Below are 23,931 nucleotides of genomic sequence, written 5' to 3'. Positions count from 1 at the left end.
TGGAATAAAGTTATGGCTAGGCTAAGCGAAATATATAAGCAGCGGATCGTTGCGGAATTAGGTAAACAGTTTAATTACCAGTCTATTATGCAGGTTCCTAAACTCGAAAAGATAACCTTGAATATGGGGGTGGGAGAAGCGGTAGCTGATAAAAAAGTGCTTCAGAGTGCTATTGATGACTTACAGAAAATTTCCGGCCAAAAACCGGTTATAACTTTAGCAAGAAAATCGATTGCAGGGTTTAAGATAAGGGAAGGAATGCCTATTGGATGTAAAGTTACTTTACGCCGTGAAAAAATGTATGAATTTCTGGATAGATTGATTACTGTTGCGATTCCAAGAATTAGAGATTTTAGAGGGTTGAGCTCGAAATCTTTTGATGGGCGCGGCAATTATAGTATGGGTGTGCGTGAGCAGATTATTTTTCCAGAAATTGATTACGATAAGATAGATGCTGTTAGAGGTCTAGATATAACTATTACAACTAGCGCTTTTTCTGATCAAGAGGCTCGTGCATTGCTTGAGCATTTTAAGTTTCCATTCCGTATATAAGGTGATCTAAAATGGCGAAAAAGTCTATGATTGCACGCGAAAGCAAGCGCTTACAACTAATTGAAAAATATAAGAATAAGCGAGAAGAGTTAAAGCTTATAATTAGTAGCCTTACTGCGAGTGAAGCTGAAAAAAATCAGGCCGAGCTAAAGCTTCAGAAGTTGCCTCGTGATTCTTCCTCTTCGAGAGTGCGTAACCGCTGTAATTTAACTGGCCGTCCTCATGGATATTATAGAAAGTTTGGTTTGGCAAGGAACAAACTACGTGAGTCTGTTATGAGAGGGGATGTGCCAGGGGTCACAAAAGCGAGTTGGTAGTATATCTTAAAAATGGCTTGTATATAAATCGCTAATTATAAAATAGGACATATAATAATGGGTATGACTGATCCATTGTCGGATATGATTACGAGAATTCGTAATGGCCAAGCAGCGAGTAAGGAGGAGGTCAGGATGCATTCTTCCAATCTCAAAGTCGCGCTTTGCAGGGTTTTAGAAAATGAAGGATATATAGAGTCTTTTAATATCAAAGAAAGCTTAGGAAAAAGTGAGCTAACCATAAGGCTTAAATATTACAAGGGATTGCCTGTTATTGAAAATATTCAAAGGGTTAGCAAGCCTGGGTGTAGGGTATATAAAACAAAAGCACACTTGCCAAACGTTTTGGGAGGGTTGGGAGTGGCTGTGATTTCAACATCCAAGGGTTTGATGACTGGTACCGACGCTAAAAAGCAGGGCCATGGCGGCGAAGTAATCTGCATAGTGTCATAATTCATTTTAGGGATTTGTAAATGTCCAGAATAGCGAAAAATCCTATCCCAATCCCGAAAGGGGTGGAAGCCATATTAGAAGACAATCGAATTACTGTGAAAGGCGGTAAAGGTGTCTTATCTATGGAGTTCAATCCTATCATAACGGTAGCAATGGCGGATGGGCAGATTACTATATCTTATGAGCGTATAAACAAGGTCCAAAACATTTTGGCTGGGACAACCCGAGCTAATATAGCCAATATGGTATCTGGAGTTAATTCCGGATACGAACGGAAACTCAACATGGTGGGTGTTGGATATAGAGCCCAGGCAAAAGGTAATATTGTTAGTCTAAGTTTAGGATATTCTCATCCAGTTGAGTTCCCCGTCCCAGAGGATATAACGGTAGAAACCCCTACGCAAACTGAAATTGTAATTAAAGGTTGCGATAAGCAAAAAGTAGGGCAAGTTGCCGCAAACATCCGATCCTATAGACCGCCAGAGCCTTATAAAGGTAAAGGGGTCAGATACTCGGATGAGCAAATTATAAAGAAAGAGGCTAAAAAGAAGTAGGCTTGGTTATGGATAAAAAAGCAGCAAGGTTGAAACGTGCGAATAAATCCCGACAAATTATTAGAAGTTTGGGGGTTAATAGGTTGTCAGTTCATCGTACTCCTCGGCATATATATGCTCAAATAACGAGTTCAGATGGTTCGGTGGTTTTGGCGAGTTCGTCAACCCTTGAGTCTTCTTTAAAATCAGATATCAGGAATACTGGAAACATCGAAGCAGCTAAGCTCATTGGAAGAAGTATTGCAGAGCGTGCGCTTTCTACAGGTATAACCATTGTGGCATTTGACCGTTCTGGTTTTAAATATCATGGTCGAGTCAAGGCATTGGCTGACGCCGCCCGTGAAGCGGGATTGGTCTTTTAGGAGCGGTTATGGCAAATATCAATATTCAAAGCAATGCAATTGAAGGGCTTCAAGAAAAGTTAGTAGCTGTTCGGCGTGTTGCCAAGGTTGTAAAAGGTGGTCGTCAGTTCGGGTTTACTGCACTTACAGTGGTAGGCGATGGCAATGGGCGCGTTGGATACGGTCTGTGCAAGGCGAGGGAAGTTCCTGTCGCAATACAGAAGTCTATGGAACAAGCGCGTAAAAATATGCGTAAGGTTAGCTTGGATGGTGATACTTTGCATTATGCGACCACTGCGTGTACTGGTGCGGCTAAAGTTTTTATGCAGCCAGCATCGCAAGGTACCGGTATCATTGCTGGAGGTGCGATGAGAGCGGTGTTTGAGGTGGTAGGCATTCATAACGTGCTAGCTAAATGTATTGGTACTAATAATCCTATAAATGTTGTACGCGCTACGATTAAAGGGTTGACAGATATTAAAGATCCAAAAGCAATTGCCGCGAAAAGAGGCAAAAGCGTGGAGAAAATATATGCTGAGGGCAAATCGAATGAGCGATAAAATCCTCATAATAAAGCAGATTAGAAGTGACATAGGTAGGCTACGGTCCCATAAAGCCTGCTTGAAAGGGCTTGGGATTCGTAAAATGCATCAAGCTGTTCGTATCTTGGCTACGTCAGCCAATTTAGGTATGATAAATAAGATCGCTTATATGTTGAAAGTAGAGGAAGTTTGATGCGTTTAAATAATCTTAAACCAGCGGAAGGAAGCAAAAAGCAGCCACGACGTCTTGGTCGGGGCATTGGGTGCACTCTTGGGAAAACCTGTGGCAAAGGGCATAAAGGACAAAAAGCGAGAGCAGGTGGATTTCATAAAGTAGGCTTTGAAGGTGGACAGATGCCTTTGCAACGCCGATTGCCTAAAATCGGATTCAATACGCATAAAAAAGCGTTGCGTGCGGAGGTTACAATAGCGGAATTAGCTAAATTTGCTGGGCAACCTATAAGTATAGCAGTGCTTAAACAGGCTAATTTGATTCCTCTCCAAGTTAAAGTGGTAAGTATCATAGACTCTGGAAATATCAATGCCCAAATTACAGTAGCTAGTGACATTCGTGTGACTAAAGGCGCTAAAGTAAAAATTGAAGCAGCTGGTGGAAAAGTTGAGGTTTAAGTGAGTAATATCAGCTCCTCCTTATCTAATCGCTTCGGGAGGCTTACCGAACTGAGGCAAAGACTTTTGTTTGTATTGGGGGCCCTTATCGTTTATCGGGTAGGGTCTCATATTCCAATACCCGGTATAGACCCAAGAGCTTTAGCCGCAATGTTTGCCAACCAAGGAAGCTCTATCCTTGATATGGTGAATATGTTCTCTGGAGGAGCTTTAAAAAGACTAAGTATTTTTGCTCTTGGGATTATGCCTTATATTTCCGCATCAATTATTGTTCAGTTAATGACTGGTGTGGTGCCGAAGTTGGAGCAAATTAAAAAGGAAGGTGAGTCCGGGAGAAAAAAGCTAAATCAATACACCCGTTATGGGACTGTGTTTTTAGCTACATTCCAGTCTATAGGGATAGCTTTTGCCTTACAAAATCAGTCCGCAGCTGGATTTCCGGTGGTAATTCACCCAGGTATCCAGTTTGTATTTGTTACTGCTACTTCCTTGGTATGCGGTACTATTTTTTTAATGTGGCTAGGCGAGCAAGTCACTGAAAGAGGAATAGGAAACGGCATATCTATAATTATATTCTCTGGTATAGTTGCGGGGTTACCTACTGCGATAGGAGGTACATTGGAGTTGGCTAGGACCGGCGAGCTTAACCCTTTTAGCATTATCGTTTTGTTCTCTATCGCGTTGGGGGTGACAACTTTAGTGGTATTTGTAGAGCGAGGTCAGCGTCGGATTACTATCAACTATGCTAAAAGGCAGGATGGTCGTAGGATGTATGCTGCTCACAAAAGTTTTTTGCCTCTTAAGCTTAATATGTCAGGGGTTATTCCTCCCATATTTGCTTCCAGTATAATATTATTTCCCGCAACCCTAGCAGGATGGTTTGGGAATAATGAAAGTTTGGTTTGGCTTCAGGATATAGCGGCTACCCTTTCTCCCGGCCAACCGTTGTATGTGTTTTTCTACGCAACGGCCATAGTTTTTTTCTGTTTTTTCTATGCCGCTCTGGTTTTTAATTCAAACGAAACAGCAGAGAACTTAAAAAAGTCTGGTGCATTTATACCTGGTGTCAGACCTGGGCAACATACCGCGAACTACATTGATGGCGTTATGACTAGGTTAACTCTGGTTGGCGCAATATATATTACTTCAGTGTGTTTATTGCCTGAATTTTTAATATTATATTGGAATGTGCCTTTTTATTTTGGAGGAACTTCGTTGCTGATTATTGTTGTTGTGGTTATGGATTTTATGTCTCAAATCCAAACCTATATAATTTCTCACCAGTACGAAGGGCTTTTAAAGAAAACAAATATGGCAAAAGCTGATTAGAGGGTTTGAGTGGATTTGTATGGTATTTTATGATGAGGAATAAAGTATGAAAGTTCGCGCATCTGTAAAAAGAATTTGTCGAAATTGCAAGGTGTTAAAACGAAAAGGAATTGTGCGAATAATCTGCAAAGATGCCAGGCATAAGCAAAGACAGGGTTGATTTTAGTTTTGATTTTGGAGGTTATATAGATGGCTCGTATAGCTGGAGTAAATATTCCAGATCACAAGCATTTGGGTATTTCTCTTACCGCGATTTATGGTATAGGGAAAACAAGAGCGTCGCTCATTTGCGAGAGTTTAGGGTTGAATCCTTCAATTAAAGTAAAAACCCTAGAAGAAGCAGATATAGAGCGTATTCGCGAACAAGTCGCTAAATTTACCGTTGAGGGTGATTTGCGCCGCGAAACAGCTATGAGTATTAAAAGATTGATGGATTTAGGCTGCTATCGTGGATTGCGCCATAGGAGGGGGTTGCCAGTAAATGGACAAAGAACTCGTACCAATGCTCGCACAAGAAAAGGCCCGCGTCGTCCAATTCGTAAATAAAATTTAGTTTATAAGAGGTTCGGATATGGCAGTTTCTAGCCGTCCAGTAAAGAAAATAAAGCGCGATATATCTGATGGAATAGTTCATATTAGTGCTTCTTTTAATAATACAATTATTACTATCACTGATCGAAAAGGCAACACGTTGGCGTGGGCAACGGCAGGCGCATCTGGATTTCGGGGTTCGCGCAAAAGTACTCCATTTGCTGCTCAAGTCGCAGCAGAGAAAGTTGGCAATATAGTTAAAGAATTTGGTGTAAAAAATTTAGACGTCAAGATTAAAGGCCCTGGTCCAGGCCGAGAATCAGCGGTGAGGTCTTTGAATAATCTTGGCTTTAAAATTGTTAACATACTTGACGATACGCCAATTCCGCATAATGGATGCCGTCCGCCTAAACGTCGCCGAGTTTAATGTAAGGATTTAAGGGTTTTTTGGTTATGGCTAGATATCTAGGTCCAAAGTGTAAGTTAAGTAGAAGAGAAGGTACCGATTTATTTCTCAAAGCGAGAGGTAAATCGATAGATTCAAAATGCAAAATAGATCAGCAGCCAGGACAGCACGGTCAAAAACGGACCCGGATGTCTGATTATGCGACTCAGCTTCGTGAGAAGCAGAAGTTAAGAAGGATTTATGGTGTTTTAGAGCGCCAATTTCGCAATTATTATAAGGCAGCAGCTCAAAAGAAAGGCTCAACCGGTCAAAATCTTTTGAATATGTTGGAGTCTCGTTTGGATAATGTTGTATATAGAATGGGGTTTGCTGCCACAAGGTCCGAAGCTCGTCAATTGGTTAGCCATAAAGCCATCAAAGTAAATGGTAGCGTTCTTAACATACCATCTTATCAAGTCCAAGCTGGAGATATAGTTAGCGTCCGCGAGAAATCTCAATCTCAGCTTAGGATAAAAGATGCTTTAGGTGTTGCTGAGCAATATGGATTTCCTGTGTGGTTGGAAGTGGATGCCAAAAAAATGCAAGGATTGTTTAAATCAGTGCCCGAACGTAATGACTTAGGGTCTGATATTAACGAGCAATTAGTAGTAGAGTTGTACTCTAAATAAAATTAGCGGATTTCAATGCAAAGCCATTTTGCTAACTTGATTAAACCTCGATTAGTCGACGTAAATCAGATAGATAAAAACAGCGCTAGGATAGTAATCGAGCCTTTAGAACGCGGTTTCGGGCATACTCTCGGAAATGCTTTAAGGCGGGTGTTGTTGTCTTCTATACCTGGTTGTGCGGTGACTGAAGTCTCTATTGATGGTGTAGAACATGAATATACGACCATCGATGGAGTGCGGGAAGATATCATTGATATTTTGCTAAATTTGAAGAATTTAGCTATCCGCATACATGAAGGTAACGAAGCCACGCTTAAAATCAATAAAAGCGGTGCTGGTCCAGTTACTGCTGCGGATATACAATTGACCCATGATGCTGAAGTGGTGAATCCAGATATGGTGATCGCCAACTTAACGCATTCTGGAAAATTGAGTGCAACTTTAAAAGTTGAAAAAGGAAGAGGCTACCAGCCTGTTAGTGTAAGAAATCTTACCCAAACTGATGCTGTGGTTGGTGTGCTATATGTCGATGCATCATTTAGTCCGATTAAACGGGTTTCCTATTTAGTGGAAAGCGCTCGGGTTGAACAACGTACCGATTTGGATAAGCTGATCCTTGAGATTGAGACGAATGGCACTCTTGATCCAGAAGAAGCTGTTCGTCAAGCGGCTTCTATATTGAATGAGCATCTGTCTGTATTTATCTTCTTTAAAGGGGAGGATACGCCGGGTTCTTCGGATGAAAGGCCTCAGTTCGATCCAATGTTATTAAGGCCTGTTGATGATCTTGAACTCACTGTTCGTTCAGCTAACTGTTTAAAAGCCGAAAATATCTTTTATATTGGGGACTTGATACAGAGAACCGAGGTTGATTTGTTGAAAACCCCTAATCTTGGCAAAAAATCTCTTACAGAGATTAAAGATGTATTAGCTACCAAAGGTCTCTCCTTAGGGATGCGGCTTGAGAATTGGCCCCCAGAAAGCCTTAAAAGAGAGCAGCAAGAAGGATAAAGGTATAACGATATGCGTCATGGTAATGTTGGTAAAAAATTTAATATTAAAAGCGGTCATCGGGTCGCTTTGTTTAGGAATTTGACGGCTTCTTTGATCCATCACGAAGTGATTAGCACCACTCTGCCTAAAGCGAAAGAGCTACGCAGATACGCTGAGCCGTTGATTACCCTGTCCAAGACCAATACCCTAGCGGCACGCCGTATAGCTTTTTCCCGTCTTAGAGATAGGGAAGCAGTAGTAAAGCTATTTGATGAGTTAGGCCCACGTTTTAAGGATAGGGCCGGTGGGTATTTAAGGATTTTAAAGTGCGGTTTTAGAAGAGGAGATTCTGCTCCAATGGCTTATGTTGAGCTATTGGATAGACCGGATATGTAATAGTTTTATTCTCCCGCTTGCTTTAATGGTGGAAGGACGTTGTAGGTAAAGCTCGTGTAAAGCTTATTTTGGTAAACGAACCGTCCTTACCACCACCCGCCATTCCGTATCATGCTGAAATCTTCTCTAGATTAAGCATATTCAGCTGAACATCTCTTTCCGTTCCGCGTCGCCTAAAGTTTTTCTGCTCTGATTTCAAGCGCGGTTTTTGCTCCACGCTTTTGAGTTTTTAACCATCAGATGGCATCAATACCTAGGCTCTTTGCATTGGATATTTGATGGACTATTTGAGCTAAGGTATAGCGATTCCAACGCTGGTTTGCTCGGGGTACCCCTTGCCATGTTTTCGATGTGGTCGCGGAAGCTTTGCCATAGTCCTTGCCCTTCCCATGCCGATTGCCTACGGCCATAAAGGCATTGATCTAATAATTTGATCTCCTTGGCTAAACGGCTTCCGTAGGGTTGTGCTTCTGAGCGAAAACGCTGGTTATTGACCCAATTCGAGAGCGCTTTGCGCGCCGCTACTGCATCGCTAGCTTTGCAAGCATGCTCTATTGCTAGAACAAGCTTGTGGACTGAAGTTTCACTATCTGAATTGACCGGTATGGATGATTTATGGTTGGAACGCTTGCTCAAGTACCACGCTAGGCCCGTACTTATCCAGCCAAAACCAAACAGCAATACCAGCCAAAACCATGGCCCGTTTGTTTGGGAAACCGTGGTGGGTAGGGCCGCGTTTGGGGTTTCTGTAGTCTTGGGTGGCTTGGATGCCTCAGCTATTAGGGTGGGTGTTTCCGGGATTTGCCGTGTTGCCGCCGTAGCTTGTACCGTCAAGGTTCGTTCCGGTATCCGGGCGGTTTCCATCCGGTTCGCCAAAGTATTCCACCAGGGGATTTCCAAGGCAGGGATAGTATAGGTGCCGGGGTTGGTAGCCATCATCGCGGTTTTTTCTTGGCGCATACCGATCAGGCCGGAAGTGGGTTTCTCCTCGTTCTGGATGGGTTGGTCGGGATACTGTTTGATCGCATCCGGCAAAGCGGTAGCGGTAGTATTGATCTCGGGTAGGAGCCCGACTGTCGCACCTTGCGCCTTGAGCGTGAGGGTACGGGTCAAGGGGTCTCCCGCCGTGGTTTTGGGGGGGTTTTTGGCCCATGAATCTTCCAGTTCCAAATACCTGGCGGGTAGCCAATGCTTGCCTTTGAATTCCGCGGGTACCGGGCGGACTTCGAGGGTGAGCGCTTCCGAAACGATACGTTGGGTCCGGGTCTGTGGGTTGAGGAAGGCATTGAACAGGGACCGTGCCCCGCCCGCCACTTGCATTTCCAACTGCATGGGTTCGATCCGCAAGGGGCCGCTTTTTTGCGGGAACAGGGCGTAGCGGATTTCCGTCATTTTGTATTGGACGCCGTTGCGGATGACGATGCTGCTGGGGTTTTGCCCGTCACCCAGGCGCTCGACCAAGGTGTCCGCCGCTTCGGGGGTGCTGAGACGGGCATCGCCGAAGGCGATCCGGCTCAAGACCCGCACGCTATAGATGACCTGGGCTTGCACGTAGGGATTTTTCGGTTCGGCCTCGACTTCCATGAAGACTTCCCCGTCGCCGTTGTTCCGGCGCTTGGCCGGGCCGGGCACGACGGTGACCGAGAAGGGTTCGGAGCGGTCTTTGCCGAAGGCGATGGGCGGGATCGCCAAGTTGCCCGCGTGTTTCGCCATCACGCTGACCTGCCATTCGATGCGGTGGCTGGCGTGGCCGTTGTTCAGGGAATATTGGTTGCTCTGCGATTGGCCCAGCACCTCGAAGTCTTGTTCCAGGGTGCTGAAATCGGGGTCGTCGTCGGGAGAGGCGTCGGCGGAAAAAATCAGGGTGAAGGATTCCCCCAGCGGGACTGGATTGCGGTCTAGGCTGACCTCGATCCGGGCGGCTAGGCCGAGTCCCGCGTATAGGGCCAATAGCAGGCCCAGCCATAACCAGCGCCGCACCGTGGCGCGTTTGCCCTTAGCCATTGGATTCACCATGGTTCCCGCTCCAGATTCTGCTGTTGTTGGCGTTGCCGGTATTGGTAATAGAACTTGCGTTTGAGCAAGCCGCCGGGATCGTCCGGGATGCGCCGGAGCCATTGTTCCTCGGCTTGCTGGATTTCGCCCTTGGCCGGGGATTCGGCGGGCTGTGCCTTGGGGTCGGCGTCGCCGGGGCGTTCCTGCTGCTCCGGTGGGGCGGCTTGGGGTTCCTGGGGTCCGGGCCGGGCCGGGTCCGGTTTGTCGCCTTTGCTCGGCGCTTGATCCTTGCCGTCGGCTTGGGGCCGGTCTTCGGGTTTTTGGCCGGATTCTTCGGGCTTGCCATCCGCCTCCTGGCTTTGCTCCGGGTTTTGTTCCTTCCCTTCTTGGCCGGGTTGCTGGTCCTGATCTTTGGGGGATTCCCCGCCTTGCCCTGACGGGTCTTTTTCCTTTTGATCTTTTTTGTCCTGCTTGTCCTGCTTGTCCTGCTTGTCCTGCTTGTCCTGCTTGTCTTGTTGCTGTTGTTTGCGCAGGGCTTCCTCGACCAATTGCTTGTTATAGACGGCGTCCTGGTTGTTGGGGTCGAGTTTCAAGGCTTGTTCATAGGCCTGGATCGCGGCGGGATATTGGCCTTGCTGGGCCAGGGCGTTGCCGCGGTTGTATTGGCTGTCGGCGGCGGGGAGTTTTTCCAACGCCTGGGCGGCTTGCGGATATTGGCCGGCTTTGTATTCGGCGGCGGCTTTCCATTCGGGGTTTTGGAAATGCTGGACGGCTTGGTCGTATTGGCCCGCCTGGAGTTCCTTTTGCGCCCGCTGGTCGGGGGTGAGCCAAAGGTCTTGCCATTCCAGGGCTTGCGCGGAATCCGGGACCGGCGCGAGGGCCAAGAGCAGCCAGATTCCCAGCCAGCCGCGTCGGAAGGCCAGCGCCGCCAACGGCAACAGGACCGGCAATAGGAACACCCCGTCTTCGCGCCATTGGTCGATATGGACCTGCTCGCCGGTGGGTTCGCCGGATTGGGCGCGGTGGTCGAAAAAGCCGAGCAAAGCGTCGAGGTCGGCGGAATCGGGCCGCAAGGCGCGGGACAGCCCGCCCCCGGCTTCCGCCAAACCGGCCAGGGCGGCGGCGTCGAGCCGCGGCACTTGGATATTGCCCGCCGCGTCCTTGAGGAAGCCGCCTTCGGGCAGGGGAATGGGGGCGCCGTCCGGGGTGCCGACACCCAGCACCGAAACCCGGTAGCCTTCGGCACGCAGCGCGGATGCGGTTTGCCCGGCTTCCGCCGCGCCTTCGCCGCTGGTGATGAGCAGCACGTCCCCGGATTTGAGACCGGCCTGTTTCAGCAGGCGCTCCGCCGTGCGCAGCCCCGCATCGATGCGCTCGCCCTGGCCGGGCATGAGTCTGGGACTCAAGGCGGAGAGTTGGGCGGCGATGGTGGCCGAATCGTCGGTGATGGGGGTGACGGCGAAGGCATCCCCGGCATAGACCACCAAGGCGGTCTGGCCGTCTTTGCGGGCGCGGAGGATGTCCTCGATCTTGAAGCGGGCGCGTTCCAAGCGGCTGGGCTTGAGGTCGGCGGCGTTCATGGCTGGGGTGAGGTCCAGCACCAACACTAGGGCGGAGAGGTTGCGGAATACCGGCGCGGGCAGGCGTTCCCACACGGGACCGGCCAGGGCCAGCACGGCCAGGAACCCGGCCAGGGTGGTCAGCCACAGCCGGTGCCGACCTTGCTTGCCGGGGGTTCCGATCAGGATATGGGGCAACAGGGCGGGATCGCAGTAGGCCCGCCAGTCTTCGCCACCCCGCTGCCGCCGCCGCAGCGTCCAGAGCAAAGCGGCCAGGACGGGCAGCGCGAGCAGCCAGCCGGGTCTCAGAAAATGGAAATCGGTCATCGCGGGAACGGGCTTGGAATCATGGCCCGCTATCTTGGCGTGTGGACGCGGGGTGTTCAAGCCCGGAAAGCGCGGGGCGGGCGTCCTGCCCGCTGGAGGAGGTTCAGGTGGGGTGGATTTCCTTGCGGGGCCGCAGGGCGATGACGCCTTGGCCGACCGGGGTCAGCATTTCGGGCCAGACCCAGGTTTTGGTGCCTTTGGGGAGGGTGCCGGTGTCCATCTCGCACGCGGACAGCAATTCCACGTCGAAAAAAGTCGCCCCGTACTTTTCGCCGCTATCGACGAGCTTGACAAAGCAATGGCAGCCGTTGAACGTGGCATTCACAATATCGCCTGGTTTCATGGGTGATCTCCTTTGAAAGGGCAGGGTCTGCGTCGCCGACGGGCCGCTTGGGCACGTCGGCAAGTTTTTAGACGGGGCGGCAACGGCGATATTCCCCGCCCAGACGGCCTCATCTGGAGGATACCGCGTTGCCTGATCCGGGCGGTTCCAGCCAAGCCAGGAACACGGTGTAGGCCACGGCCAGCAAGGTGGTCCCCAGGAAAATCCCGACGAAGCCCCAGGCCAACAAGCCGCCGATCACGCCCACCAGGATCAACAGGAAGGGCAAGGGGCTGGTTTTGCCGATCAGATAGGGCTTGATGAAGTTGTCGATGACGTTGATGAAGATGCCCCAGGCCACGGTGAACGCGGCCCAGCCTTCGCTGTCTTGATGGGCCAGCCAGATCGCCGTCGGAATCCAGATGATGCCGGTGCCGATTTGCAAGGTGGCGGCGAGGAAGCACAGCAGTCCCAGGATGCCCGCGCCCGGCACTCCGGCCAGGGCGAAACCCACCCCGGACAGCACGGCCTGGAGCAAGGCCGTCCCGATCACGCCCAGCGAGACCCCGCGCACGGTCAGCCCGGCCACGCGCAAAGCTTGGATGCCGCTGGGTCCGCCGATGCGCAGGGCGACCCGTTCCGCCGTCGCGCTGGCGGTTTCGCCATTGGCATAGAGCAGCCCGGCCAGGATCACGGCCAGGACGATATGCAGCGCGGCCAGGGCCAAGCCCGCGCCTTGTTGCAGTAGCCAGCCCGCGCCCGCGGTCAGGATCGGCCTGACCTTCTCGGGCGAGAGGAACGAGTTCAGCTTGCCCGTCCGTAGGGTTTCGTCCAGCTTGGTGCCGACCAGGGGCAATTGGGCCACCCAATCCGGCGGTTGGTTGGGGTCGAGCGCGGACAACTGGGCGACCGTCTTGCTCAGGTAGGGCAGGTAGTGGGTGACGGAATCGAAGGCGTCGAAGGCGGGCATCACGAACAACAACAGCATCCCCAGGGTCAGCGCCACCGCCGCGAGGCCGCGGCGGCCGCCCAGCCAGTCCGCGACCTTGAGGTAGTAGGGCCAGGTCGAAACCGCCAGGATCAAGGCCCAGATGAAGGGCACCAGGAAGGGCAGGATGATCTCGACGCAGGCATAGCCCAAAGCGCCGATGAGCAGCAGGATCAGTGCGCGCTCGATCAGGATGCCGTGGCCGGGGGTGGGGGCGGGGGTGATCATGCAACGAGCCTCTGGGTTTGGGGCCGATATGAGATTACTTTGGCTTGGTGGGGTTGCCGAACACAGCGAAGCGCACCGTCCGAAACCGATGCGCTTGCCATTTCCAGCCGACCCGGCTACGGAAACACCGAAGGCTCCTGCGGCTTGGGCAGTTTCTCCGCCTCCGCCACCACCCAGCCGCCGCCCATCGCCCGGTAGAGCTGGATCGAGGCGGTGAAGGTCGAACTCTGCGCCGACAGCAGGTCGATCTGGGCCTCGTACAACTGCCGCAAGGAGTCGAGGACGGTGATGTAATCGACCAAACCCTCGTCGTAGCGCAACTTCGACAGCCGGTAATAATCGCCCACCGCCGTGACCCGCGCCCCTTGCTTGTCGCGTTGTTCCTGGGTCTTTTGGGAAGCGACCAGGGCGTCTTCGAACTCCCGGAAGGCCGTGAGGATCGACTGCTGGTAATTCGCCAGTGCCGCCCGCTGCGTGGCTTCGGCGGCCTGCACCTGCCCGGCGATCTTACCGGCGGTGAAAATCGGACCCAGCATGCTGGTTCCCACGCTCCAGAAATTCGCGCCCGGCGTGAACATCGTCGCGGCCTGGGTGCTGAGTTGGCCCACATCGCTGGTGATGGAGATTTTCGGGAAATACAAACCCCGCGCCACACCGATCTGGGCGTTGGCGGCGATGAGTTGCTGTTCCGCCTGTTGGATATCGGGACGGCGCACCAGCACATCGGCGGGCAATCCCGCCGGGACCGCCGGGAGCTTGAGGTCGTCCAGGCTTTTGCCGCGGCGGATCGCGCCGGGGTTTTGGCCCAGCAGCAGCTTGAGCGCGTGTTCGGTCTGGGCGATGTTCTCCTCGGCGGCGGGAATCAGGGCCAGCCTGCGCTGGTATTCCGATTCCACCTGCCGTACTTCCAACTCGGAACCATAGCCTTCCTTGAACCGGGCGTTTTCGATCTGCAATTGCTCTTCCAGGGTTTTCACCACGAAGCGGGTGATATCCAGGTTCTTATCCAGGGTGCGGAGTTGGATATAGGTCTGGGCAACCTGGCTGGCGAGCGTCAGCAACACTCCCCGTTTCACGCCTTCCTGGGCCAGCATCTGGGCGAACGCCGCCTCGTTGGCGCGGCGCAAAGCGCCCCAGACATCGATTTCCCAACTCAACTGCCCGCCCAGTCGGGCGTAATCGACATCCTTGCCGCTCAGATCGATGCCTTTTGGCAGGCTCAGGCTCTGGGTGCTGCTCTTGCGCCGGAGATAATCGCCGAAGCCCGAAATCTGCGGGAACAGGTTGGCGCGGGTCGCGCCGTATTGCCCCATGAATTGATCGACGTTGGCCACGGCGACCTTGAGGTCGAGATTGCCGCGCAGGGCTTGATCGACCAAGCGGTTCAATTCCGGGTCGCCCAGTTGTTCCCACCATTTGAGGTTGGTGGTATCGCGGGCTTCCTTGTCGGCGAAACGCCATTGCTTGGGCGTGTCGATTTTGGGTTTGACGTAGTCCGGGCCGACCTGCCAGCAACCGGCCAGGGCGGCGGCGACCGCGATCACGATGGGTTTACGCATGTTCCTCGCCCTCCTTCGGCGGCAGCGTGGCTTCTTGCTTGCGATGGGAAAATTTCTCGACCACGTAGAAAGTCACCGGGATCAGGAAGATGGCGATGCAGGTCGCGGCGGTCATGCCGCCGATCACGGCGTAGCCCATCACTTTGCGCGATAGGGCGCCGGCCCCGCTGGCGGTGGCGAGCGGCACGCAACCCAGGATGAACGACAAGGCCGTCATCAGGATGGGCCGGAGCCGTAAGCGGGCCGCTTCGATGGCGGCGTCATAGGCCGATTTGCCTTCCTCCACGCCCATCTTGGCGAATTCCACGATGAGGATGGCGTTTTTGGCGGCGAGACCGATCAGCATGATGAGGCCGATCTGGGCGTAGACGTTGATTTCGTACTGCCCGATCATCAGCCCCGCGAACGCGCCGAACACCGCGATGGGCGTCCCGAGCAACACGCTGAACGGCAGGCTCCAGCTTTCGTACAGGGCCGCGAGGATCAGGAACACGCAGAAGATCGCGAAGCCGAACACCGTGCTGGTCGACACGCCTTCCTGGGCCTTCTTCACCTGGTAGCTCATGCCGATGTAGTCGTAGCCCATTTCGGTGGGCATGGTTTCGGCGAACACTTCCTCCATGACCTGCATCAACTGGTTGCCGGTATAGCCCGGCTTGGGGATCGCCATGATCTGGGCGCTGCGGTAGAGGTTGTAGCGCATGGTGAATTCCGGCCCGATCACCTCGCGCACGCTGGTCAAGGCGGCCAGGGGCACGGTGTCGCCGTCGGCGTTGCGGACGTAGAACTGGCCCAGGTGGTCGGCGGTGTCGCGGTATTCGCCCTCGGCTTGCACGTAGACCTGCCATTGCCGTCCGAAGCGGTTGAAGTAGTTGACGAAGCCCGAGCCCATATAGGCTTGCAGGGCTTGGTACACATCCGACAGCTTCACGCCTTGCTTCAGCACCTTGTCGCGGTCCACGTCCACGTACCGCTGCGGCACGGCGGACAGGGCGGTGGTGAAGACCCCGGCGATTTCCGGGCGCTTGCGGGCGGCGGCCAGGAATTTCTCGGTGTTCTCCTCCAGGAAGGCCACATCGCGGCCAGCGCGGTCTTCCAACACCATGGTCAGGCCGCCCGAGGTGCCGACGCCAGGGATGGCGGGCGGCGGAAAGGCCAGCCCGACGGCTTCGGGCAGCTTCTGCAACTCCTTGCTGATGTGGTCGCGGATGGCGTGGTATTGCTCCTCCGGGGCTTTGCGCTCTTCCCAAGGCTTGAGGGCGATGAAGAAAAAGGTGTTGTAGGTGGTGTTGGCCTGGCTCAGCATGCTGTAGCCGATGACCGAGGAGTAATACTCGACGCCCGGCGTCTTGGCGAGGATATCCTCGACCTTCTTGGTCACCTCGTCGGTGCGTTGCAGCGAGGCCACGTTGGGGAGCTGGATGGTGGCGAAGAAATAGCCCTGGTCCTCGTCCGGCAGGAAGCCGGGGTGCAGGTGTTTGCCCAGGCTACCGGTCAGGAACACGATGCCCACCAGGAACAACAGGCTCATGGCGCTCTTGCGGATCAAGACCGAACAAAAGCCCACATAGCCGTCGTTGGCCTTGCCGAACGCCTTGTTGAAGCCGTCGTAGAACTTCTGCACCGGCCCGGTGCCGCGCTTCCTGGGCTTCAGGATCAAGGCCGCGAGCGCGGGGCTCAAGGAGAGCGAATTGAAGGTGGAGATCATCACCGACACGCCCACGGTCACGGCGAACTGTTGGTAGAGCTGTCCCGTGATGCCGGGGATGAACACCGTCGGCATGAACACCGCGATCAAGGCCAACGAAGTGCCGATGATGGGGCCGGTCACTTCCTGCATGGTGCGGAGCGTGGCTTCCTTGGGCGATAAGCCTTTTTCGATATGGTGCTCAACCGCTTCCACCACCACGATGGGGTCGTCCACCACCAAGCCAATCGCCAGCACCAGGCCGAACAGCGACAAGGTGTTGATCGAGAAGCCCAGCATCGGGAACAGCAGGAACGTACCGATCAAGGAAACCGGCACCGCCAGCAGCGGAATCAAGGTGGGTCGCCAGCCTTGCAGGAACAGGAACACCACCGCGATGACTAGGAGCAGCGCCTCGAACAAGGTGTCGATGATTTCATCGATGCCTGCCGTCACTGCCAAGGTGGTGTCCAGCGCGACGACATAGTCCAAATCCTCGGGGAAGCGGGTCTTGAGTTCCTCCATGGTTTTCTTGGCCCCTTCCGCCGCCTCGATGGCATTGGAGCCGGGCAATTGGTAGAGCGCGACCAGGGCCGCCGGTTTGCCGTTGAGCCGTCCCACGATGTCGTAGGACTGGGCACCGAGTTCGATGCGGCCCACGTCCTTGATGCGGACGATGGAACCGGAAGGGTCGGCCCGCAGCACGATATTGCCGAATTGTTCCTCGGTCTCCAAACGGCCCTGGGCGCGGACGGCGTAGGTGAATTCCTGGCCCTTGGGTACCGGTTCGCCGCCGATCTTGCCCGCCGGGTTCACCGTGTTCTGGGCCTGGATGGCGCTGATGATCTCGGGGATGGTGATGTTGAGCTTGGCCAATTGGTCCGGCTTCACCCACACCCGCATGGCGTATTGCCCCGCGCCGAACACTGTGACGCTGGCGATCCCCGCCACCCGGGTCATCTGGTCGTTGATGTTGATATAGGCGTAGTTCGCCAAGAAGATTTGATCGAACGTGCCCTTGGGCGAATATAGCGCGAACATGATCAAGGGCGAGGCCGTGGACTTTTTCACGGTCACGCCGTAGTTGCGCACGTCGGAGGGCAGTTGCGATTCCGCCTGCGACTCGCGCATCTGGGCCAGGATTTGGTCGGTGTTGGGGTCGGTCTTCACATCGAAGTTGACCCGGATGGTGGTCTGGCCGTTGTTGGCGTTGATGGAGTACATGTAGTTCATGTTGTCCACCCCCGACATTTGCTGTTCGATGGGCGTGGCCACGGACTGCTCGACGGTCAGGGAGTCCGCGCCGGTATAGGTGGTCTGGACCTGGACTTCGGGCGGGGCGATGTTGGGGAACTGGGCGATGGGCAATTGCGCCATGGAGACCAGCCCCACCATGACCATCAGGATGGCGATGACGATGGCGACGATGGGGCGGTTGATGAAGAATTTCGACATGGTGGCCTACCTCTCCGCTTGCGCGGTGGTGGCGGTTTCCTTCCAGGGCTTGGGATCGACCTTGATCCCGTTCTTCACCTTCTGGATGCCCTCGACGATGACCTTGTCGCCCGGTTTCAGCCCTTCGTCGATCACCCATTCGGTGCCGATGGTCTCTCCCGGTTTCACCATGCGGATGGCGACGGTGTTGTCGGGGTTGACCACGGCGACCATGGATTTGCCTTGGAGGTCGGCCACCGCCCGTTGCGGTACCAATAGCGCGTTGGGTTTGGTCTGCACCACGGCGCGGATTTTGGCGTATTGGCCGGGGCGCAGCAGGTTGCGGGGGTTGGGGAACAGAGTGGCGACCTTGATGGTGCCGGTCTTGATATCCACCTGGCGGTCGGCGAAGTAGAGCTTGCCGGGATGGGGATAGACCGAGCCGTCGGCGAGGGTCAGTTCCAAGGGCACCGGCGGGGGCGCTTCGCTGTCATTGGGCCTTTGCCGCTCGAACTTCAAATACTGCTGCTCGCTCAGGGGGATGTAGGCTTTGATCGGATCGACCTGGGACACGGTGGTCAACACGGCGTTGGCGCTGCCGGGGCCGACCAGGTTGCCCAACTGGGCTTGGGACAGTCCCGCGATGCCGTCGATGGGCGAGGTGATGCGGGTGAATCCCAGGGAAAGCTGGGAGCTTTCCACAGCGGCTTTGGCAGCCAGCACTTCGGCTTCGTAGGAGGCTTCCTTGCCTACCGCGTTGTCGCGGTCGCGCACGCTGACGGCGTTCTGTGGCAACAAGCGCTCGACCCGGTCCATGTCCAGGCGGGCGGTTTTCAGCAAGGCTTCCTGGCGGACGAGGTTGGCGCGGGCTTGGTCGAGGTTGGATTGGAAGGTGCGGGGGTCGATCTCATAGAGCAACTGGCCCTTCTTGACCGGCTGGCCTTCCTGGTAATTCTGCTTGACGAGGTAGCCCGTGACCTGGGCCAGGATTTGCGCGTTCACCATGCCGTCCAGGCTGCCGACCCATTCCTGGTGGATGGGCACATCTTGTTGCTTGACCTCGGTGACTTCGACCGTGGGCGGTGGCGGGGGTGTCGCCGCTGCCGGGGCGGGTCCGTCTTTGTCGCAGCCGGTGAGGGCGGCACCGACGATCAGGCTGATAAGGAGCAAGGCCGGGCGGATTGTGAATCCCGGTCCCCCCGGGCGGAAAAGATGCTGGGTATGCTTATGGTTCATATCGCCTTCCAGGATGAGATACGGCGTGGGCCGCGAGTGACAAATCAGCCAGGGCCTTGGAACCCGGCGTTGCGATATAGGGTATCTCAATCCGGCGGACTTGAGTGGGGGTGCCATCCTCCACCGCGATCCATGCTAAAAACAGGGGCCGTCCGTCCCGCCCGACCACTGTTGGAAAATCCCCTATGCTGAAAAAGCCGCTGCCCCTTCCCGATATCCACCACATCCGCCATCTCCATGGCCGGATAGGCCGGTTCCGCTTCCTCACCGTGGTCATGGTCGCCATGATCGCGCTGCGGCCTTTCTTGGAGGGGTTCTTCACGCTGAGCCTGGTGACCGACGTTTTGTTCTTACTGGTGTTTTTCTCCGGGGTTTACGCGGTGAAGGGGGAGCGGGGCGCTTACCGGCTGGGCTGGGCCTTGGCCTTGGCCTTCGCGGCGCTCAGGGTCCTCGATCTGTCCGGTTGGCTGGCGCGGGTGGGACCGTTCGAGAAAGCCCTGGTATTGCTGTTCTTGCTGCTGGCCCTCCACAACATCTACCGCCAAATCCAGGCCGAGGAACGGGTGACGATGGACCTGATTTTCGCGGCCTGTTGCAGTTACCTCTTGCTCGGCATGGCCTGGGCGCACGCCTATTATTTCCTGGAATGGCTACAGCCGGGTTCGCTCAAGGGGCTGGAACCCGCGGTGGGCGACGATATTTCGGAATTCACCTATTACAGCTTCGTGACCCTGACCACGATGGGCTATGGCGATATCCTCCCGGTCACCAAGCAGGCCCGCTCGCTGGCGATTTTGGAGGCGGTCACGGGCCAGTTGTATATCGCCATCCTGATCGGACGCCTGGTCGGCGCCTATGTGGGCGAACCCCGCGGAGAAAAATAGGCCGGCCTGGCAATGTCGGATTCCCTACAGCAACGACCGCCTGGGTTTGCGGGGACCCGCGCCGCGTGGGCGTAAAAACTGCGGGAGCCTGTGTTGTTGCGGCTTGCCACGGTAAATGCAGCTTTTCCCTGGCGGTTGATCCGGCTGGGGGCCGGAGATGCGGTTATGGGTGGATTTCCACCGCGGAAACCGCTTGAATCCTGAATTTCCCCCGTATTTCCATCCCGTACAGCGGAGCCGGTCCAGGATCGGTGGCGGGTTGCCGGGGCGGGGCGCATGGCCCGGTGTTTGCTGAATTTCCAATATGCGCCGTGGCTCCTGTGGATAATGCGCCCCAAGGACGGCCCGCGCCGAGTCCGCGCCGCGCCACACGACAACCACCATCACAAGACAGCAGAGGGTAAGTTTATGCAGCTAGGTATGATCGGTCTGGGCAGAATGGGGGCCAATATGGTCCGGCGCTTGATGAAGGGCGGCCACGACTGTGTGGTGTTCGATGCCAGCCCGGACGCCGTCCAAGCCCTGGCGGCGGAAGGCGCGACCGGCGCGGATTCGCTCCAGGCGTTCGTCGCCGCCTTGCAGCCGCCCCGCGCCGTGTGGGTGATGGTGCCGGCCGGGGTGGTGGATGGCATGGTCGCCGAGGTCAAGGCGCTGCTGGAACCCGGCGATATCCTCATCGACGGCGGCAATTCCTATTACATCGACGATATCCGCCGGGCCGAGGAATTGGCGCGGGATGGCTTGCGCTACCTGGACGTGGGCACCAGCGGCGGCGTGTGGGGTTTGGAGCGCGGTTATTGCCTCATGATCGGCGGCGACACCGCGGCGGTGCAATCGCTCGATCCCATCTTCAAGACCCTGGCGCCGGGCCAAGGCGATATCCCGCCCGCGCCGGGCCGGGCGGCGGGCGGCACCGCCGAGCAAGGCTATCTGCATTGCGGTCCGGCGGGCGCGGGCCATTTCGTGAAGATGATCCACAACGGCATCGAATACGGCATGATGGCGGCCTTCGCCGAAGGCTTCAATATCATGAAGCGGGCCAACATCGGCAAGAACGACCACAGCCACGACGCCGAAACCACCCCGCTGCGCCATCCCGAGCATTACCAATACGACCTGCCCCTGGCCGATATCGCCGAACTGTGGCGGCGCGGTAGCGTGGTGGCGTCCTGGCTGTTGGACCTGACCGCCAACGCCCTGACCGAAAGCCCGGCCCTGGAGGAATTTTCCGGCAAGGTGTCGGATTCCGGCGAAGGCCGCTGGACTATCCATGCCGCCATCGACCAAGGCACCCCTGCGCCGGTCCTGAGCGCTTCCGCCTTCCAGCGCTTCGCCTCGCGCGGCGAGGATGAATTCGCCTGCAAGCTGCTGTCGGCCCTGCGCTACCAATTCGGCGGACACCGGGAGAAAAAATAATGAACCTCAATGGCACGAACGGCGGCTTCATGCAGGGCCGGGCCGGGGATTCCTGTGTGATGATCATCTTCGGGGCCACCGGCGACCTGACCAAGCGCAAGCTCATCCCGGCGCTCTACAACCTGGCAAAGGCCAAGTTGCTGTCGCGTAAATTCGCCCTGGTCGGCGCGGCCTTCGATCCCTTCACCGCGGAAGCCTTCCGCGACCAGATGCTCGACGCCATCAAGACCTACGCCACTGACGAACTCGACGCGGAAGTCCTGGCCTGGTTCGAGAAGCGGATTTTCTATGTGCAAGGCGATTTCCGCGATCCCGAGTTCTATTGGCGGCTGAAGGAGCTTTGCACCGAGGTTTGCGGCAAGAACGCCATCGACGAGAACTATTTCTACTATCTCGCGACGGCACCGATTTTCTTCGGCGAGATCGTCCGTCAGCTCGGCCATGCCGGGATGACGGCGGAGGAGTGCGACAACTGGCGGCGGGTCATCATCGAGAAGCCGTTCGGGCACGATCTGGAATCGGCCAAGGAACTCAACAACGACATCAAGAAGGTGTTGCGGGAGCGGCAGATTTATCGCATCGATCATTATCTGGGCAAGGAAACCGTGCAGAACATCATGGTGTTCCGCTTCGCCAACAGCATTTTCGAACCGATCTGGAACCGCCGCTACATCGACCATGTGCAGATCACCGCCGCCGAAACCGTGGGAGTGGAGCGGCGCGGCGGTTATTACGAGACCGCCGGAGCCATGCGCGACATGGTGCCGAACCACCTGTTCCAATTGCTGTCGCTGACCACCATGGAGCCGCCGGTCTCGTTCGAGGCCGACGCGGTGCGCGACGAGCAGACCAAGGCGCTGCGTTCCTTGCAGATGCTCAGCCCCGAGGATGTCCTAAGCAAGACCGCCCGTGGCCAGTATTGCGAAGGCCAGCTCGAAGGCGAGCCGGTGCCCGGCTACCGCGAGGAACCCGGCGTGGCCCGCGATTCCAGGACCGAGACCTTCGTCGCTATGAAGCTGATGATCGACAACTGGCGTTGGGCCGATGTGCCGTTCTATCTGCGTACCGGCAAGCGCATGGCGGCGCGGACCACCGAGATTTCGATCCAGTTCCGGCGCGCGCCCTTGGTGCTGTTCCGCAACACCGATATCGAGAATTTGCAAACCAACCGCTTGGTCTTGCGCTTGCAGCCGAACGAGGGGATTTCCCTGCAATTCGGGGCCAAGGTGCCCGGCCCGGTGATGCAACTCGGGCCGGTGAAGATGGATTTCGACTACGCCGATTATTTCCATTGCACGCCGAACACCGGCTATGAACGGCTGTTGCTGGATTGCATGACCGGTGACGCCACGCTGTTCCAGCGGGCCGATATGGTGGAGGCGGGTTGGAACTTGATCCAGCCGGTGCTGGATGTATGGAAGGCGCTGCCGCCGCGGCAGTTCCCCAACTACGCCGCCGGTTCCTGGGGGCCGCGGGAAGCCGACGAGTTGTTGGAGCGCGATGGTCGGCAGTGGAATAACGGCGGTTGATGCAGTCCGCGGGCGGAACCGCAACGGTTCCCCCTGGCGCGGCTCTAAGGCGGAATCCAGCGCGGTTCCGCCCGCGCCCACCCAAGGAATCCAGCCATGCCCATCCTGATCGGCACCGCTTCCTGGACCGACCCCAGCCTGATCGAGTCTAAGCAGTTCTATCCGCCCGAGGCCAAGTCGCCCGAACAGCGGCTCCGGTTCTACGCCACGAGGTTCCCGCTGGTCGAGGTCGATAGCAGCTACTACGCCCTGCCTTCCCAAAAGAACGCCTTGAACTGGGCAGAGCGTACCCCGGAAGGCTTTACGTTCAATGTCAAAAGCTTCCGCCTGTTCACCGGCCACCAGACCCCGCCCCACGTCCTGCCCGCCGATATCCGCGCCGCCTTGGGGCCGGTGTCCAAGCGCAATGTGTATTACCGGGATGTGCCGGAGGAGTTGTGTCTGGAGCTTTGGTCGAGGTTCCAGGGCGCGCTCCGGCCTTTGCGGGAGGCGGGCAAGCTGGGCGCGGTGTTGTTCCAGTTCCCGCCCTGGTTCGTGCATGGGCGCGAGGGTTTCGAGCATATCGCCCGCTGCGCCGACCTCCTGGCCGGGCACCGCTTGGCGGTGGAGTTCCGTCACCGTTCCTGGCTGAACCCCGAACAGGTCGCCGGCACCTTGGATTTCCTCAGGACGCACGGAATCGGCCATGTGGTGGTGGACGAGCCGCAGGGGTTTTCCAACAGCGTCCCGGCGGTATGGGAAGCGACTTCGCCCGAGGTGGCGGTGGTGCGCCTGCATGGCCGCAACGCCGCCACCTGGAATATCAAAGGGGCCGATTCCTCCGCCGAGCGTTTCAATTATCTTTATTCCATCGAAGAATTGGCGGACCTGGCCGAGCCGATCCGCGCCCTGTCCGACGCCACGGCCCAGGTCCATGTGGTGTTCAACAACAACATGAGCCATTACGCCCAGCGCAACGCGGCGGAATTGATGGGCTTATTGGGGCTTGCGGCTTGAGGCTGTAGGGTTGAGGCGATAGGCTGTAGTTAGCCTACAGACTACAGCCCCCAGGAAGC

The 23,931-nt window shown here is 55.6% G+C and carries 26 protein-coding genes; 19 read left to right on the top strand and 7 right to left on the bottom strand.

The window, feature by feature from the left end:
* The first annotated feature begins 12 nt into the window (after window positions 1–12).
* Genes rplE through rplQ form a run of 15 tightly spaced genes read left to right on the top strand, consistent with a single transcriptional unit; the run spans window position 13 to window position 7,712 of the window.
* Window positions 13–552 (top strand): 50S ribosomal protein L5, encoded by a 540-nt coding sequence (gene rplE / locus B9N93_RS18030; protein WP_085215624.1) that lies wholly within the window; start codon window positions 13–15, stop codon window positions 550–552.
* A gap of 11 nt (window positions 553–563) precedes the next feature.
* Entirely contained in the window at window positions 564–869 is a 306-nt protein-coding gene (rpsN, locus tag B9N93_RS18025) for a 30S ribosomal protein S14 (RefSeq protein WP_085215623.1), read from the top strand.
* A 57-nt stretch (window positions 870–926) separates the two neighbouring features.
* Window positions 927–1,322, top strand: coding sequence for a 30S ribosomal protein S8 (gene rpsH, locus B9N93_RS18020; protein ID WP_085215622.1), 396 nt, complete (start codon window positions 927–929; stop codon window positions 1,320–1,322).
* A gap of 20 nt (window positions 1,323–1,342) precedes the next feature.
* On the top strand, window positions 1,343–1,876 hold the full coding sequence (rplF, locus tag B9N93_RS18015; protein ID WP_085215621.1) for a 50S ribosomal protein L6: 534 nt from the start codon (window positions 1,343–1,345) through the stop codon (window positions 1,874–1,876).
* A gap of 8 nt (window positions 1,877–1,884) precedes the next feature.
* Window positions 1,885–2,238 (top strand): 50S ribosomal protein L18, encoded by a 354-nt coding sequence (rplR, locus tag B9N93_RS18010; RefSeq protein WP_085215620.1) that lies wholly within the window; start codon window positions 1,885–1,887, stop codon window positions 2,236–2,238.
* A gap of 8 nt (window positions 2,239–2,246) precedes the next feature.
* Window positions 2,247–2,777, top strand: coding sequence for a 30S ribosomal protein S5 (gene rpsE, locus B9N93_RS18005; RefSeq protein ID WP_085215619.1), 531 nt, complete (start codon window positions 2,247–2,249; stop codon window positions 2,775–2,777).
* Window positions 2,749–2,952: a 50S ribosomal protein L30 gene (gene rpmD, locus B9N93_RS18000; protein ID WP_368655818.1), complete on the top strand. Its 204-nt coding sequence runs from the start codon at window positions 2,749–2,751 to the stop codon at window positions 2,950–2,952. Before rpsE ends, rpmD begins: the two co-directional genes overlap by 29 nt.
* Complete coding sequence (gene rplO, locus B9N93_RS17995) at window positions 2,952–3,389, top strand: 50S ribosomal protein L15 (RefSeq protein WP_085215617.1); 438 nt, start codon at window positions 2,952–2,954, stop codon at window positions 3,387–3,389. The genes rpmD and rplO overlap by 1 nt, the downstream gene beginning before the upstream one ends.
* A complete protein-coding gene (secY, locus tag B9N93_RS17990) occupies window positions 3,390–4,718 on the top strand; it encodes a preprotein translocase subunit SecY (protein WP_085215616.1) in 1,329 nt (442 codons plus the stop codon).
* Window positions 4,719–4,764: 46 nt separating this feature from the next.
* On the top strand, window positions 4,765–4,878 hold the full coding sequence (gene rpmJ / locus B9N93_RS17985; RefSeq protein ID WP_085215615.1) for a 50S ribosomal protein L36: 114 nt from the start codon (window positions 4,765–4,767) through the stop codon (window positions 4,876–4,878).
* A 29-nt stretch (window positions 4,879–4,907) separates the two neighbouring features.
* Entirely contained in the window at window positions 4,908–5,264 is a 357-nt protein-coding gene (gene rpsM, locus B9N93_RS17980; RefSeq protein WP_085215614.1) for a 30S ribosomal protein S13, read from the top strand.
* 25 nt (window positions 5,265–5,289) lie between these two features.
* Window positions 5,290–5,676 carry a 30S ribosomal protein S11 gene (gene rpsK / locus B9N93_RS17975; protein ID WP_085215613.1) on the top strand — a complete coding sequence of 129 codons (387 nt, stop codon included), beginning with the start codon at window positions 5,290–5,292 and terminating at the stop codon, window positions 5,674–5,676.
* 26 nt (window positions 5,677–5,702) lie between these two features.
* Window positions 5,703–6,323, top strand: a complete 621-nt coding sequence (gene rpsD / locus B9N93_RS17970) for a 30S ribosomal protein S4 (protein WP_085215612.1) — start codon at window positions 5,703–5,705, stop codon at window positions 6,321–6,323.
* A gap of 15 nt (window positions 6,324–6,338) precedes the next feature.
* The gene (locus tag B9N93_RS17965; RefSeq protein WP_085215611.1) at window positions 6,339–7,334 is read left to right on the top strand and encodes a DNA-directed RNA polymerase subunit alpha; all 996 of its coding nucleotides are present in this window, start codon (window positions 6,339–6,341) and stop codon (window positions 7,332–7,334) included.
* 12 nt (window positions 7,335–7,346) lie between these two features.
* Window positions 7,347–7,712 carry a 50S ribosomal protein L17 gene (gene rplQ, locus B9N93_RS17960; protein WP_085215610.1) on the top strand — a complete coding sequence of 122 codons (366 nt, stop codon included), beginning with the start codon at window positions 7,347–7,349 and terminating at the stop codon, window positions 7,710–7,712.
* A 246-nt stretch (window positions 7,713–7,958) separates the two neighbouring features.
* On the opposite strand, the gene B9N93_RS17955 is transcribed toward rplQ, so the two are convergent.
* The 7 genes from B9N93_RS17955 to B9N93_RS17925 all read right to left on the bottom strand — a co-directional run bounded on the left by B9N93_RS17955 (window position 7,959) and on the right by B9N93_RS17925 (window position 19,047).
* Window positions 7,959–9,728 carry a BatD family protein gene (locus tag B9N93_RS17955; RefSeq protein ID WP_176225316.1) on the bottom strand — a complete coding sequence of 590 codons (1,770 nt, stop codon included), beginning with the start codon at window positions 9,726–9,728 and terminating at the stop codon, window positions 7,959–7,961.
* Window positions 9,722–11,593 carry a VWA domain-containing protein gene (locus B9N93_RS17950; protein WP_085215608.1) on the bottom strand — a complete coding sequence of 624 codons (1,872 nt, stop codon included), beginning with the start codon at window positions 11,591–11,593 and terminating at the stop codon, window positions 9,722–9,724. The genes B9N93_RS17955 and B9N93_RS17950 overlap by 7 nt, the downstream gene beginning before the upstream one ends.
* A gap of 103 nt (window positions 11,594–11,696) precedes the next feature.
* Window positions 11,697–11,936: a hypothetical protein gene (locus B9N93_RS17945; protein ID WP_085215607.1), complete on the bottom strand. Its 240-nt coding sequence runs from the start codon at window positions 11,934–11,936 to the stop codon at window positions 11,697–11,699.
* 109 nt (window positions 11,937–12,045) lie between these two features.
* On the bottom strand, window positions 12,046–13,131 hold the full coding sequence (locus tag B9N93_RS17940; RefSeq protein WP_085215606.1) for an AI-2E family transporter: 1,086 nt from the start codon (window positions 13,129–13,131) through the stop codon (window positions 12,046–12,048).
* A gap of 116 nt (window positions 13,132–13,247) precedes the next feature.
* Complete coding sequence (locus B9N93_RS17935; RefSeq protein WP_085215605.1) at window positions 13,248–14,690, bottom strand: efflux transporter outer membrane subunit; 1,443 nt, start codon at window positions 14,688–14,690, stop codon at window positions 13,248–13,250.
* On the bottom strand, window positions 14,683–17,832 hold the full coding sequence (locus tag B9N93_RS17930) for an efflux RND transporter permease subunit (RefSeq protein WP_085215604.1): 3,150 nt from the start codon (window positions 17,830–17,832) through the stop codon (window positions 14,683–14,685). The genes B9N93_RS17935 and B9N93_RS17930 overlap by 8 nt, the downstream gene beginning before the upstream one ends.
* A 6-nt stretch (window positions 17,833–17,838) precedes the next feature.
* Window positions 17,839–19,047: an efflux RND transporter periplasmic adaptor subunit gene (locus B9N93_RS17925; RefSeq protein ID WP_085215603.1), complete on the bottom strand. Its 1,209-nt coding sequence runs from the start codon at window positions 19,045–19,047 to the stop codon at window positions 17,839–17,841.
* A 185-nt stretch (window positions 19,048–19,232) separates the two neighbouring features.
* Between B9N93_RS17925 and B9N93_RS17920 the strand changes: the two genes are divergently transcribed.
* From B9N93_RS17920 to B9N93_RS17905, 4 genes are all read left to right on the top strand, one after another.
* Window positions 19,233–19,931, top strand: a complete 699-nt coding sequence (locus B9N93_RS17920; protein ID WP_085215602.1) for a potassium channel family protein — start codon at window positions 19,233–19,235, stop codon at window positions 19,929–19,931.
* Window positions 19,932–20,339: 408 nt separating this feature from the next.
* Window positions 20,340–21,347, top strand: coding sequence for a phosphogluconate dehydrogenase (NAD(+)-dependent, decarboxylating) (gene gnd, locus B9N93_RS17915; protein ID WP_085215601.1), 1,008 nt, complete (start codon window positions 20,340–20,342; stop codon window positions 21,345–21,347).
* Window positions 21,347–22,876, top strand: a complete 1,530-nt coding sequence (zwf, locus tag B9N93_RS17910; protein WP_085215600.1) for a glucose-6-phosphate dehydrogenase — start codon at window positions 21,347–21,349, stop codon at window positions 22,874–22,876. Before gnd ends, zwf begins: the two co-directional genes overlap by 1 nt.
* 96 nt (window positions 22,877–22,972) lie before the next feature.
* Window positions 22,973–23,872: a DUF72 domain-containing protein gene (locus B9N93_RS17905; RefSeq protein ID WP_085215599.1), complete on the top strand. Its 900-nt coding sequence runs from the start codon at window positions 22,973–22,975 to the stop codon at window positions 23,870–23,872.
* The last annotated feature ends 59 nt before the right edge of the window (window positions 23,873–23,931 follow it).

This window comes from Methylomagnum ishizawai (genome assembly GCF_900155475.1).
GTDB classification, from domain to species: Bacteria; Pseudomonadota; Gammaproteobacteria; order Methylococcales; family Methylococcaceae; genus Methylomagnum; species Methylomagnum ishizawai_A.
The sequence above is the reverse complement of the archived record's forward strand: the minus strand, read 5'-3'. Positions and strand labels throughout refer to the sequence as shown.